At 45.8% G+C, this 13,876-nt stretch carries 13 protein-coding genes; 10 read left to right on the forward strand and 3 right to left on the reverse strand.

The features are described from left to right. Nucleotides 1–83: 83 nt before the first annotated feature. The gene (locus tag DFP97_RS21215) at nucleotides 84–824 is read left to right on the forward strand and encodes a Bax inhibitor-1/YccA family protein (RefSeq protein WP_114382191.1); all 741 of its coding nucleotides are present in this window, start codon (nucleotides 84–86) and stop codon (nucleotides 822–824) included. An 82-nt stretch (nucleotides 825–906) separates the two neighbouring features. Here DFP97_RS21215 and DFP97_RS21220 read toward each other — a convergent pair whose 3' ends face one another. Continuing rightward, entirely contained in the window at nucleotides 907–1,539 is a 633-nt protein-coding gene (locus DFP97_RS21220) for a nitroreductase family protein (protein ID WP_114382192.1), read from the reverse strand. A 531-nt stretch (nucleotides 1,540–2,070) separates the two neighbouring features. On the opposite strand from DFP97_RS21220, the gene DFP97_RS21225 reads away from it, so the two are divergent. The 4 genes from DFP97_RS21225 to DFP97_RS21240 all read left to right on the forward strand — a co-directional run bounded on the left by DFP97_RS21225 (nucleotide 2,071) and on the right by DFP97_RS21240 (nucleotide 8,070). Continuing rightward, nucleotides 2,071–4,161: a pectate lyase family protein gene (locus DFP97_RS21225; protein ID WP_114382193.1), complete on the forward strand. Its 2,091-nt coding sequence runs from the start codon at nucleotides 2,071–2,073 to the stop codon at nucleotides 4,159–4,161. 216 nt (nucleotides 4,162–4,377) lie between these two features. Continuing rightward, nucleotides 4,378–5,154 carry a dioxygenase family protein gene (locus DFP97_RS21230; protein WP_181873615.1) on the forward strand — a complete coding sequence of 259 codons (777 nt, stop codon included), beginning with the start codon at nucleotides 4,378–4,380 and terminating at the stop codon, nucleotides 5,152–5,154. 3 nt (nucleotides 5,155–5,157) lie between these two features. Further along, nucleotides 5,158–6,423 carry an RCC1 domain-containing protein gene (locus DFP97_RS21235; protein WP_114382195.1) on the forward strand — a complete coding sequence of 422 codons (1,266 nt, stop codon included), beginning with the start codon at nucleotides 5,158–5,160 and terminating at the stop codon, nucleotides 6,421–6,423. Nucleotides 6,424–6,426: 3 nt separating this feature from the next. After that, nucleotides 6,427–8,070 carry an MFS transporter gene (locus DFP97_RS21240; protein ID WP_114382196.1) on the forward strand — a complete coding sequence of 548 codons (1,644 nt, stop codon included), beginning with the start codon at nucleotides 6,427–6,429 and terminating at the stop codon, nucleotides 8,068–8,070. A 72-nt stretch (nucleotides 8,071–8,142) separates the two neighbouring features. Here DFP97_RS21240 and DFP97_RS21245 read toward each other — a convergent pair whose 3' ends face one another. Together DFP97_RS21245 and DFP97_RS21250 are read right to left on the reverse strand one after the other, a co-directional pair. Next, a complete protein-coding gene (locus DFP97_RS21245) occupies nucleotides 8,143–8,424 on the reverse strand; it encodes a hypothetical protein (RefSeq protein WP_114382197.1) in 282 nt (93 codons plus the stop codon). Between the two features lie 82 nt (nucleotides 8,425–8,506). Next, nucleotides 8,507–8,800, reverse strand: a complete 294-nt coding sequence (locus DFP97_RS21250) for a hypothetical protein (RefSeq protein WP_114382198.1) — start codon at nucleotides 8,798–8,800, stop codon at nucleotides 8,507–8,509. A 743-nt stretch (nucleotides 8,801–9,543) separates the two neighbouring features. Here DFP97_RS21250 and rlmN point away from each other — a divergent pair. The 5 genes from rlmN to DFP97_RS21280 all read left to right on the forward strand — a co-directional run bounded on the left by rlmN (nucleotide 9,544) and on the right by DFP97_RS21280 (nucleotide 13,842). Continuing rightward, nucleotides 9,544–10,638, forward strand: coding sequence for a dual-specificity RNA methyltransferase RlmN (gene rlmN / locus DFP97_RS21260; protein WP_114382200.1), 1,095 nt, complete (start codon nucleotides 9,544–9,546; stop codon nucleotides 10,636–10,638). Between the two features lie 200 nt (nucleotides 10,639–10,838). Then, nucleotides 10,839–11,567 (forward strand): amino acid ABC transporter ATP-binding protein, encoded by a 729-nt coding sequence (locus tag DFP97_RS21265; RefSeq protein WP_114382201.1) that lies wholly within the window; start codon nucleotides 10,839–10,841, stop codon nucleotides 11,565–11,567. Nucleotides 11,568–11,586: 19 nt separating this feature from the next. Beyond that, the gene (locus DFP97_RS21270; protein WP_114382202.1) at nucleotides 11,587–12,450 is read left to right on the forward strand and encodes an ABC transporter substrate-binding protein; all 864 of its coding nucleotides are present in this window, start codon (nucleotides 11,587–11,589) and stop codon (nucleotides 12,448–12,450) included. 73 nt (nucleotides 12,451–12,523) lie between these two features. Next, nucleotides 12,524–13,177 (forward strand): amino acid ABC transporter permease, encoded by a 654-nt coding sequence (locus DFP97_RS21275; RefSeq protein WP_114382203.1) that lies wholly within the window; start codon nucleotides 12,524–12,526, stop codon nucleotides 13,175–13,177. A gap of 14 nt (nucleotides 13,178–13,191) precedes the next feature. Further along, nucleotides 13,192–13,842, forward strand: coding sequence for an amino acid ABC transporter permease (locus DFP97_RS21280; RefSeq protein ID WP_114382204.1), 651 nt, complete (start codon nucleotides 13,192–13,194; stop codon nucleotides 13,840–13,842). Nucleotides 13,843–13,876: the final 34 nt, after the last annotated feature.

The raw sequence follows: 13,876 nt of genomic DNA on the forward strand, positions 1-13,876 counted from the left end.
GTAAAGTTTCTCCCAAAATTTTAGGGAGAAGGCGTTAGAGTATGTTAGAATAGAGACAAAATAACTTATGGGGTGATCTACTCTTGATAGGTCGAAGCGGCAATCCAACATTGAAAGACAATACGTTCAAACAATCGGGATATTATTCCGGACAAGACGCGATGACAATCGACGGCACTGTGAATAAAGCGTTCATTATGCTTGCATTGCTTCTGGGAGGCGCATTTGCCACCTGGTCGATGTACTTCAAGGGACAGAACGTGCTTCCTTATGCCATAGGCGGTGCGATCGCTGGTTTTATTCTTGCTTTAATCATCAGCTTCAAACCAAAAACCGCGCCTTATCTGGTGCCGATATATGCAATTCTGGAAGGAACTTTCCTTGGGGCGCTCTCTGCGAATTATGAATCCCTTTATAATGGAATCACCCTGCAGGCTGCGCTGCTGACGATGGGTGTATTCGTCGCATTGCTTCTCGCTTACAAGACAAGAATTATAAAGGCGACCGAAAACTTTAAGCTCGGCGTATTTGCTGCTACGGCTGGCATCTTTCTTGTCTACCTGCTGAGCTTTATCCTGGGATTATTCGGCGTCACTGTTCCTTATCTGCATGATAATAGCTTGATCGGGATCGGTATTTCGGTCATCATCGTCATCGTAGCAGCACTGAATCTCGTGCTTGATTTTGATTTTATTGAAACCGGCTCGCAGCAAGGCGCTCCAAAATACATGGAATGGTACGGGGCATTCGGTTTGATGGTCACACTGGTATGGCTGTACATCGAGATGCTCCGCCTGCTCTCCAAGCTGCGGAGCCGGGACTAGTCAAGGATAATATAAAAGGCATGAGACATCCTGGAGAAGGAGTCTCATGCCTTTTTTGTTTAATATTTTTTGTGAGGAGCTGTTAGAACGTGTTGGACACTGTTACCTGATCCAAGGTAAGTCTTGAGGATCCTCTGGCCGGAGTGGCTGCTAAGCCTACGCTGATCAGCATAACAGGTACGTAACGCTCAGGTACATTGAATTCTTTAGCAAAACGAGCGGCGTCATATCCGCCCATCGGGCATGTATCGTAACCAAGAGCCTTCGCGGCGATCATGAGCTGCATAGCAGCTAAAGAAGCGTTGCGGATCGCTTCATCGCGTGGAACCTGCGGATGCTGGTACGCACCTTCGATTTGGCCGGCAAGAGTATCTTTAAGCTCTTTAGGCATATGGCCTGCAGCAACAAGAGGACCAAATACGCTCTCCACATTTTTGTTGGCTTCCAGATCGCCTAGAACAGCGATAACCACGGAACTATCAACGATTTGTTTTTGACCGTATGCGATCGGATGCAGCTTTTCTTTGTAAGCTTGATCCTCGATAACGATGAATTTCCAATGCTGCAAATTCCAAGAGGATGGTGCTTGCGTAGCAGAAAGGAGCAATTGTTCCAGATGTTCTTTAGGCATTTTATGCCCGGCTTGGTATTCTTTGACCGAGTGACGTTCTGCAAGAACTTTCAAAACTTCCGAGTTTACAGCTTGTTGACTCATAATGATTCCCTCCAAATTGTTTTTGTTTAGTATGATTCTTAAGCGGTAAAGCCATTCAGACAGATATGAAGCAAGTCAAGTAATCTATGATGTATGTTGCTAACTGTAAATAAAAACATAACAGTTCAAGTAGATAATAAATGCTGCAGATCCGGATGTCAAGTGTCTACGGAACCGGAAGCCGACCGGATGAGGCGCGATGGTGCATTACGAGAATGCCAGAACGTTTTTTTCCCTTCTCGATATATCAATCATGGAACCGTCGTATATTGACGATGCCATCGAACAGATGAAAATGTTTTTCTCCGAACGGAAAATCATCGACATCCGGTTATCCAGGCTCTACTGACGAAATTGGTTTATGTATGATAACTATTTTAAAATAAATAAATTATAAGTAAAATTATCCATTTAGTAATTTACTCCTAATTTCATGATAGAAAAGAGGTCCAATAGACTATATAAAATTATAAATTGTATTACCGATATTAATATAGTAAAAAATAAATAGATATATTTGGAGGAAAGTTAATGAAAGTTGGGAAGTTGTATAAAATTTCGATTATAGTTCTAAGTCTCGCCCTTGTTCTATCGCTGGTTTTTGTTAGTCCAGCAAGTGCAGCTACCTTTCTGCAAGACGGTTTCGATGATGGAAGGGCCGACAATTGGTCGCCAACCACCGGAAGCTGGTCAGTATTGAATGAGAATGGTAATTATGTTTACTATCAATCCAGCACTAGTGAAGGGCGCAATACAGCTGGCAGCCCGTCTTGGACGGATTATTCGGTGACAGCCGATATGAAAATCGTGAACTTCAATGGATCGACAAGGACCTATGTTACGGGAAGATACAAAGACGGCAACAATTACTATGCGGCATCCTTGTATAATAGCAATGGCGGCACGTTGGAAATTAGAAAAAAGGTTAGCGGATCCTCTACAACCTTGGCAAGCAAGTCCAATTACAGTCTTACCACCAGCAACTGGTATAACGTGAAACTCGAAATGAGCGGAACGTCCATCAATATGTATGTAAACGGCAAGCTAGAGCTCTCCGCTGTTGATTCCAGCTTAACAGCCGGTGCTGCAGGCTTGGTCACTTTTAAATCAATTGCGAAGTTTGATAATGTGATCGTTTCGGAAGCCTTCTCAGAGCCATCACCAACAGTAACACCTGCACCTGCACCAACAGCAACACCGACAGCAACACCGACACCAACACCAACACCAACACCAACACCAACACCAACACCAACACCAACACCAACAGTAACGGATCAAGTGTACGGTAACAATTACAATCTCACCGGATTTGCCGATGGTAATACGGGAGGAGGGGCCATTTCAGAAACGGATTCCCGTTATATGAAAGTGTATGATGCAGCGGACCTTGCCGTTGCACTAAGGATAGGATCAGGATATAAAGTTATTGAAATCATGAATGACCTCGACCTGGGGTGGAACGAACTTCCCGTCTCAGCGAAAGTGTCTCCTTTCAGCGCTCATAACAGCGCTTTAACCCACCCGGTATTAATCGAGACGGGGATCAGCAAAATTACCATTGACAGCTTTAATGGTTTAACGATTTTTTCGGCCAATGGCGCCAAAATTAAACATGCGGCCTTTACATTTAAAAGAAGCTCAAACGTCATTCTACGTAATCTCGAGTTCGATGAACTGTGGGAATGGGATGAAGCGACAAAAGGCAATTACGACAGAAACGACTGGGACTATATAACAGTAGAAACCAGCAGCAAAGTTTGGATCGATCATTGTACGTTCAATAAAGCCTATGACGGACTTGTTGATGTAAAAAAAGGCAGTAAGGGCGTCACCATCTCATGGTCGAAATTTGTAGGTGATGACAGAAGCGCTTACAGCTGGGTAACGCAGCAGATAGATGCAATGGAATCCAATTTACCTGCTTACCCAATGTATGCTTATTTACGAAGCGGAGCAGTAGGTTTAAGCAAGAATGATATCATCGCGGTCGCGTCAAGCCAAAAGAAGGGACATCTGATCGGGGCGACCGAATTCGCAGCGGATAATGCCGAACTTGAAGTGACTCTGCATCACAACTATTATCAAGATGTGCAGGATCGTATGCCCCGCCTTCGCGCAGGAAATGTTCACGCCTATAATATCGTAATGGATAACGCAGGCGCGCGAGAAGCGAAGAGACGGATAACCTACGATATGGAAAAGGAAATTACCTCCAAATGGTACCATTTTGGGATAACGAGCAACGGAGCAATTTCTACAGAAAATGGGGCCGTTTTGCTTGAGAAATCCGTCATTATAGATGTCGTTTATCCGCTGCGTAATAATCAGGCTTTTGTGGACAATGCTGCCTATACAGGTAAAATTTTGGCGCTTGATACGATTCATTCGTTGGATGGAACAACGTATCGAGGGAATAGTGATTCTCCCGATAGCCCGCTCTCACCTGTGCCGGCCGATATCAAGACTTTTGCTTGGAATGGATTCGCATCGTTGCCATACAGTTATACGGCAGACGATCCGGATAGTTTGAAAGCAAGACTTACTGCTGCTGACGGTGCAGGTGCAGGTAAACTTGTATGGTCAAATAAAAAGTGGCTGAATATGAGCTACCCATCTTAAGCCATCCCGCTCGCAGAGCAGGCCAGAACTACACAGAGCCGCTTGATCGGATCATTCCGGTCAGGCGGCTCTGTTTTTTTTAGCTATTATTGATCGTGCCTTCAAAATCATTAGCTCTAAACATTCAGTAAACCTTCAGGTGAAAATAGCTTTTCACATGCTATAATCATGTAAAAATATGTTATTAGAATGAACATAAAGGAAGGAATGTTACCTATGAAAAAACAAAAAGCACTTATTATTGCAATCCTAGCAGGGATGCTAATTATTGGAGGATGTTCAACAAGCAATTCCCCTGAGCCGTCAAATAGCGCTAACACGCCATCCGCTAATGACACGTCTGCCGACAATGCTCCAACAGAAGCTCCCGACGATTCTGCCGAACCGTCAAATAGCAGCAACACACCATCTACTAACGATACATCTACAGAAACCGACACAACAGAAGCAGCCGATGATAGCGGACTTACCCAGCAGGTTACCCAAGGTCCCTATTATGTTACTGGCACTAAGGAGTTGACTGAAGGCAATCTGAACTATGACAGCCTAACGGGCGAAGCAATCAAGGTGCAGGGTTATGTCTATGCGGGTGAAACGGGCACAACACCGGTCGCGGGCGCCAAGGTTGAGATTTGGCATGCAGACGATAGCGGCAATTACCACCCCAATTCCAATGGTGCAGCCAGCGGCTATAGTGAAAGTGAGATATCGCTTCGCGGCTATGTACTGACCGACGAGAACGGTTACTACGAATACACGACCATTTATCCAGGCGAATACAGAGGCCGTACGCGCCATATTCATACCAACACAACGGCAGATGGTTACAAAGGCGTGATTACTCAGCTGATCATTCCAAGTCTGGAAGGTGACGATATGACCGCTGATGAGGATAATATTGCCCAAAGCTTGCCGGCATACAACCAAGTTACCTTCACCACTGTTGACGGCGTGCCTACTACTACCTTTAATTACCGAATCGCAGCTAACTAGTATATGAGAAGACAGATTACCCCGTATACGGTTATCTTTGCGGTTGCAGCTTTCGCCGTGGTTGCTGGCGTCGTTTATAGCTTGTTTCCAAAAAGCGTAACCAGTGAGACAGTCATCTCGGGTAACGGCAAAAATGCCCACGGCCAGCTCGCCAATTATTCAACAAGCGGCACGAGCAGCAGGATTGATATTCCCGAAAAAGTCTCGCAGGTGGTAGCGGGCTTTGACCATTCGCTTGCGCTGACTGAGAATGGTACGGTTTATGCCTGGGGCGATAATACTTACGGACAAGTCGGTATTAACAGCGCCAAGGGTATTGTGAGCGGTCCGCAAAAGATTGCGGGACTTCCCCCAATTACTGCAATTAGCGCAGGCTTTCGACATAGTTTGGCGCTGGATAGTGACGGCAATGTTTGGGTCTGGGGCAATAATATCGCCGGGCAGCTTGGTACGGGCGACCGGGCTGATCTGCGCAAACCAACCCAAATTAGTTTGCCGGGCAAAGTCACCAGCATAACCGCCGGACACCGTTTCTCGCTAGTGACGCTTGCTGATGAAAAAGTTTACGGCTGGGGCGCCAAGTGTGAGAAGGACACCAAACGGACGTTTGCCGAACTCATGCAGCTGATCGGCCAGTCGGCCACTGGTATTAGTTATTATGTTGATGCGAACGCCGACCCGAGCAGCAGCGACACGCAGGAGCTTTGTGAGTTTCAGGGATTTGTGGCCGTAAGCAGCCTGACGCCTATTGAAATTCCTGAATTGGCAGGCAGCACCCAAATTGTGGCGGGCTTTGGCCATGTACTGGCGCTGCAAGCAGACGGCACAGTCAAGTCAAAAGGCTGTAATGCATATGGACAGCTGGGCTATCCGACGGCTGATATTGTACCGGCCGAGACCATTCCGGGGCTGTCAGGTATCGTGGAACTCGCAACCAGCACACGCCACTCTATGGCGCTGGATAGTGACGGGAAGGTGTGGGCGTGGGGTGCCGACAACTCCGGGCAGCTGGGAAAAAACCTTGGCAATCTTGAAGGGGTGTTTGAACCTGAAGTGGTTGCGGGCCTGCCGGTGATTACGAGTATTGCCGCCGGCCATGACTTCTCCCTGGCACTCGACGAAGAGGGGCGTGTATGGGCGTGGGGGGTTAATAAAAACAGTCAAACGCCGGGTATCGAAACAACCGAATATAACTCTACCCCGAAACTCACTAGTATTTCTGATGAAAACAATATTGTAGCAGGGGGAGCCTTTGTACTGGCCTATTAAAAGATGAATATAAACAATAAACGAAAAACCGTCTCCTTTTTATCCCGCAATGTCATTGTTTTGTCGATCGTCAGCTTTTTTACGGATATCGCTACCGAGATGCTTTATCCCATTATGCCGCTCTATCTCAGCGATATCGGTTACGGCATTATTCTAATTGGTTTGATTGAAGGGATTACACAGCTTGTTGCCGGTGTGATTAAGCTGGCAAGCGGCGTCTACTCCGATCATCTGCAGCAGCGTAAAGGGCTGGTGAATATCGGCTATAGCATTTCCGCGCTCGCTAAACCGATGATGGGGCTGTTTCCAACCTATTGGGCGATTTTTGGTTTCCGTCTGTTGGACCGTTTCGGTAAGGGTGTGCGTAATGCACCGCGTGACGCCTTGCTCGCAGATGTCTCCACACCTGTGAATCGCGGCCGGGTATTCGGGTTTCACCGCGCTGCCGATACGCTTGGCGCGACGCTCGGTCCATTGATTACCTTGGCGATTATGTATTTTTACAGTGAAAACATTCCGCTGATTATTGGTCTTACTGTCATTCCAGGTATCTGTGCGGTTGTTGCCGGATGGTTTATTAAGGAATCCAAGAAAAAGACAGATCTGCCTGCAGCTGAAAAGGGCGGTATTAAGGGCTTATACCGTCGCCTAACGACTCATTACAGGGCAGCCTCACCCAATTATAAACGCATTCTGTATCTCATTACGCTCATAACGCTGATTAAAAGCACCGACATTTACCTGCTTCTCCGCGCCCGCGAGCTCGGTCTCAGTGATCTGCTGATTATTAGCGCCTATGTAGCCTACAACCTAACGGGCACACTAATCATCTACTACCTTGGTTCACTGAGCGATCGGATTGGATTTGCTAAAACCTTTGCTATCGGTGCGTTATCGCTTGGCGCAACCTATATGCTGCTAAGCCAAAATGAACTGCCGCTCTTGCTCGTCTTTGCCTCCTTCATTATTTATGCGGTCTTCCAGAGCATTTACGAAGGATTGACGAGTGCCTGGATGTCGCTCCATATTAAGCAGGAAGAACGCGCTTCGGGCCTTGGCGTGATGATGGCCTTTCAGGCTGTCGCTACACTTATAGGTACTCTCGTGATTGGTTTAACATGGACTGGTTTTGGCGCTAAAATTGTCTTTGCGATTACAGGATTACAGGCAGTTGGGCTTGCGGCTTACCTGTTCTTTACTCAGCAGCGCGATTATAATAGCAAGACTGATTTTGGCCGCAAACCGTACGTGGAAGATATCAAAAGGCTGACGATTGAAAACGAAAATTTCCGCACCGCAATCTGGACCGGCCGGCAGCTGCAAGTCACGGTCATGTCTATTCAGGTAGGTGGCGAAGTCGGTCTGGAAGTGCACAAAAATATCGATCAGTTTCTTCGGATTGAGGACGGTGAAGGACTCGTGCAAATGGGACCTCGGGAAGATGACCTCTCTTTCGAACAACAAGCACATACGGATAGTGCAATTATGGTTCCGGCCGGAATGTTTCATAACATCATCAATACTGGCAGCAAACCGCTCAAAATCTACAGCATCTACGCTCCTTCCGAGCATCCCTACGGCACCGTTCATAAGACGGCCGATGATGCGGACCGCGAGGAATTGGCCGAACTATTAGAAGATGATTAAAGGTTTATCGGGGCACCCGAATGGGGGTGCCCTTCAATGTTGTCCAATTGATGTTAAGCTGAACATAGCCTCTCAAGCCGAGCTCTGAAACAGCATTCTATTATTTTCGCACCAAATCTGCCAGTCGGTACGCGGGTTATTGTGCGGGCTTTCCTGCATAGGGGTGGGCGGCTGCATCGTTTTGTAATGCTGCTTCTGTCTCAGCGGCAACGGGGATAACGTTTGTTTCCTAATCATATGGGCTTCGAACGAATAGATTTGGCCAAGAGGTCCTGTTCCTTTATCAGTCTGTTTGACATTGGTTTGTGTGAGTACCTTCATAAGATTCCAGAAAAAGAAGAAAATCGCTTTCATTTTTCCATTCCTCCCAATTAAATAATAGGTTAACCACGTTATACCAACAACAAATTACAGTCAATGCCGTGTTATACGACAATTAAGCGGAACTCTGGAATAACATTCTATTATTCTCGCACCAAATCTGCCATTCTGTACGCGGGTTGCGGAGCGGGCTTTTCTGTATAGGGATGAACGGCTGCAGCGTCTCATTATTCTTTTGCCTGTCCGGCAGGACGGATACCGTTTGTTTCTTAACCATATAAGCTTCAAATGAATAGATTTTGCCAAGGCAAGCCGGTTTACCCATATCGGTCTGTTTTGCAGTCTGTTTTGCGAGATCCCGTTTGACTGTCATTATAAGATTCCAGATGAAGAATAAAATAGCTTCCATTATTCCATTCCCCCCAAACTAGTATTAAGAGTTAACTAGATTATAGCAAGCCTGTAATAGAAGTTGTGTCGAGTTGTGAACCAAGTACAAAAAAATATTTAGACAAAAATCTTTGTCTGTATGTCGGCTCTGGAACAGATCTGTTTCCTTAAAGCAGGGGGAAAAGCAATAGAAGGAAACCGTTGATATTGTTGACTTTTAACGTTCTCACGGGCGATAAAGAATGACGCTCCGGAAGCTGACGGCATGGAATGGTTTAAGGCATTCCAAACAAAAATCGAGTTCCTGATGTAGTAATGTGCTGTAGCTTTATGTTGAAAGAATAAAGTATTGAATTCTCTTTGGTCGTTTAAAATAGAAGAATCATAATGTTCCTGCATCTCTTGCTGTATAGAACGAAGGGAAGATAGGACTCCTCCTTTATGATAGGTTGGGTGTCGCCCCTAGCTTTAATTAAAGGGAAATCCTCCTGTTCATTTGTCTTCAAAAATATGTGGTGTGCCCTTTAAAGGGAAAACCTCCATGTAAATCCTTGGTTTTTCATGATATTGAACGAATCGGATTAAATTAAAGGGATGTTTTCCATTAATATGATTTCGATATTGACCAATTAGATCAATTAGCTGGATGTTTTCCCGTTAATTCCCCTCCCCTTGTTTTAATAAAGAAATTTTGGGACAATAAGATACAGATTATTAGCTTCGGCTGCAGCTTAAGTAAAAGCTTTGAAAAGAGGAAAACGAATGAGTAAAGAATCCATATACGGATTAACATTAGATCAATTGACAGCGTGGCTTATGGAGCGCGGACATAAGAAATTTCGGGCATTGCAGGTGTGGGATTGGCTTTACCGGAAGCGGGTAACGGAATTCTCCGACATGATTGATGTCAAAGAGGAGTGCATTCAATTATTAGCGGATCATTTTGCCATCCAAACGCTAACTGAGCACTCGAAGCAGGAGTCAGTGGACGGGACGAATAAGTTTTTGTTCAAGCTGAAGGATGGCAATTTAATTGAAACCGTATTGATGCGGCATAAATTTGGCTTATCGGTTTGCGTCACAACGCAAGTAGGCTGCAACATCGGCTGCAGCTTCTGTGCGAGCGGATTACTAGCTAAAAGCCGAGATTTATCCAGCGGTGAAATTGTGGAGCAAATCATGAAGGTCCAGCTTCATTTGGATAAAGCGCAGCAAGGTGAAAAAGTTAGTCACATCGTGGTGATGGGGATTGGCGAGCCTTTCGATAATTTTAAAAACATGGTCGACTTCTTGAATGTAGTCAAAGACCATAAAGGATTAGCCATTGGCGCAAGGCATATTACCGTATCGACCAGCGGCCTTGCCGATAAGATCGTTGAGTTCACCGATTCGAATTTGCAGGTAAACCTGGCGGTCTCCTTGCATGCGCCAAATAATGAGCTTCGGACGCGGATTATGAAAATAAACCGTGCGATTCCAATCGAGAAATTAATGCAATCCATCGATTACTATCTGAAGAAGACGAAGCGCAGAATTACGATCGAATATATTCTGCTGAAAGATGTTAATGACCGCGTGGAGCATGCCCTTGAGCTTGCCGACCTGCTTAGCGGCAGAAGGGATCTCGTCAATGTTAACTTAATCCCCTATAACCCTGTCGATGAGCACAGCCAATATCAAAGAAGCGAGCAGGAGTCCATAACGGCCTTCTATGACGCGCTGAAGAAGCAAAGCATTAGCGTCAGTGTCCGCCTGGAGCACGGGACAGACATTGATGCCGCTTGCGGACAGTTAAGAAGCAAACAGATCATCAAGGAAGCCAAGGAAAACAACCTTGACCTTAATCCAATCATTTAGCATTAGGGTAAAAACTTAGGCATAGAGTAGAAGCGTATCCATTCATGTGGGTACGCTTTTCTTTGTGAAGCTAGAAAAATATCTAAAAAAATGTAGGATCTTATAGTTTTACGTAGTTTATCAGTAGTATTGAAGTTAGGTTTTCTGACATATATCTAACGAAGCAGTTCAATGATGTTGTTGGGGAAGGAGAGGGTCCAATGATCTTATTCCGGCAAGTAGAGAAGCATTACGGTAATTTTCATGTGCTCAAGGATATTAATCTTCAGATTGAGCAGGGGGAAGTGGTTGTCGTAGTAGGACCATCCGGTTCCGGTAAAAGCACGATGCTGCGATGTATTAACCGTTTGGAAACCATCACAAGCGGTGAGCTGACCGTAAACAATATTACGGTCAATGACAAGAAGACGGAGATTAACAAGCTCAGGCGGGATATTGGGATGGTGTTTCAGCATTTCAATTTGTATCCCCATAAGAAAGTAATCGACAATATTACATTAGCCCCTATTAAAGTGCTTGGCCTGACGAAGCAGGAAGCTGAAAAAACCGCCATGTATTATTTGGAGAAGGTCGGAATTGGTGAAAAGGCGGACCAGTATCCTGCTCAGCTGTCGGGAGGACAGCAGCAGCGCGTAGCGATTGCCAGGGGACTGGCGATGAAGCCGCAAGTGATGCTGTTTGATGAACCGACCTCCGCGCTTGATCCGGAGATGGTCGGTGAGGTGCTGGACGTTATGAAGACATTGGCGAATGAGGGCATGACGATGGTCGTTGTGACTCACGAGATGGGTTTCGCCCGGGAAGTAGCCGATCGGGTCGTATTTATGGATAAAGGACATATCATTGAGGAGGCAACGCCAGCTGAATTTTTTTCCAATCCGCGCGAGGAGCGGGCACGCTTGTTTCTAAATCGTGTATTAAATCATTAAGATAAAAGGGGAGATATGAATGATGTTGAAAAAATGGATGACTGCCAGCTTGATGATGATTGTAATGTCGGTATTTATATTAGCGGGGTGCGGGGGCGGCAGTAAAAATACGGCTGAAAGTAATTCCGGCGCTGGCGCTGGTGCTAGCGAAGAGACGGCAGCACCAGCCACGCTGCTTGATGAAATCAAAACCAGAGATAAGCTGGTTATCGGAGTAAAGTTCGACACCAAGCTGTTTGGCCTGAAAAACCCTGCGAACAATGAAGTCGAAGGCTTTGACGTGGACATAGCGAAGGCGCTCTCTAAAGCCATTCTTGGAGATGAGACTAAAGTTGAGCTGAAGGAAGTTACCTCCAAAACCCGTATTCCGATGTTGAATAACAATGAGATTGATTTGATTATCGCGACGATGACGATTACGGAAGAGCGGAAGGAACAAGTCGATTTCTCCGACGTGTATTTTAAAGCAGGACAGTCTTTGCTTGTGAAAAAGGGAAGCGCGATTAAAAGTATCGGCGACATTACGAAGGGAACGAAAGTTTTGGCTGTAAAAGGCTCCACTTCCGTGGATAACATTAAAGAAAAAGCGCCGGATGCGACCGTGCTCGAGTTTGATAACTACCAGGATGCTTTCAGCGCGCTTAAAGCGGGTCAAGGGGATACGTTAACAACGGATAACGCGATCCTGTACGGAATGATGGCGCAAGATCCCGGCTACGAAGTAGTTGGTGAACCGTTTACGGATGAGCCGTACGGCATTGCGATCAAAAAAGGCGAGACTGCGCTAGTGGATGCCGTTAATGAAGCGCTCGCAGCGATGAAATCAAGCGGCGAATACGCTAAGATCTATGAGCAATGGATCGGTGAAGCGCCGACTGAATAAAACAGTCCAAACATAAGGGCGGGTGGCCGAGGCCACCCTTCTTCTATATGTCAGAACTGCAAGGGGGATACTCATGCCGGATTTCTCGATCCTAATCGAATACTTTGACGTGTACATGGAAGGATTTATAAACACGATCTACTCCAGCATTATTGCCTTGATCGGCAGCTTTGTGCTGGGTACGTTAATTGCGATTTTCCGCATTTCTTCCATTAAGCCTTTGCGCTGGGCGGGTACGGTTTATGTTGAATTTATCCGAAACATACCGCTTCTGCTTGTTGTCTTTGTTTTTTTCTACGGACTGCCCTCGCTCGGTATTACATTAAGCGGATTTGTCTGCGGAACGATCGGACTTACGGTGTATACAGCGACCTTTATAGCGGAAGCCATCCGTGCCGGCATTATGTCCGTGCCTAAAGGCCAGACAGAAGCGGCACAATCTTCCGGTTTAACGTATGTGCAAACGATGCGGTATGTCGTTCTTCCGCAAGCGTTAAAAATCGTCATTCCGCCGCTAAGCAACCAGTTCATCAATTTAGTTAAAAATACATCGGTGCTCGGGGTTATCGCCGGATTGGATCTCATGTATTTTGGTGATCAAGTCGCCAGCAAAACGTATGCCACCTTTGATACCTATATTTTTGTTGCTTTATTTTACTTAGTGATGACGCTTCCATTAAGCTACATGGCGCTTCATTTGGAACGGAGACTGGCTAAAAATGGTTAGAAAGGAGGAGGACGATGGACTTTGCCAATGCTTTCTCAATCGATAATCTAAGGTTTATTCTTGAAGGCTTTTATATGACGCTAAAAGTTGCTTTCATCTCGATTATTTTGAGCTTTGTGCTCGGTTGTATTGTCGGAACCATCCGATATACGAAGATTCCGGTTCTATCGCCGGTTCTAGGTATACTCGTCGAAATTCTACGCAATTTGCCGCTGCTCCTTATTATTTTCTTTGCGCGGTTCGCGCTGCCGGATATCGGTATTCAGCTTGGCCCTGTATACGCGGCGATTGTTGCGTTGACCTTATTTGAAGGAGCTATGATATCTGAAATTGTCCGCAGCGGCTTGAATTCCATTGACAAGGGGCAAATCGAAGCGGCGCGTTCTTCAGGATTGAGCTACATAAGCACCCTTTGGCATATTGTGCTGCCGCAGGGGCTTCGGCGTATGGTGCCGCCGCTGGTCAGTCAATTTATCTCTTTATTGAAAGACACTTCGTTGGCCGTTGTGATCTCACTGCCGGAGCTGATGAATCAATCGAAAATTGTCATCGGGCAAAGTTATAATTATGTAATCCCGGTTCTCCTGCTCGCCGCCTTCCTGTATTTCGCGGTCAATTATGCGTTATCCTTAATTGCAAGAAGGCTTGAGACTAAATTCATTTAACTATAAGAGATAAGATAAATACTTAAGGCACCTC

It is taken from the genome of Paenibacillus prosopidis, from assembly GCF_003337375.1.
In the GTDB taxonomy this organism is placed as follows: domain Bacteria; phylum Bacillota; class Bacilli; order Paenibacillales; family Paenibacillaceae; genus Pristimantibacillus; species Pristimantibacillus prosopidis.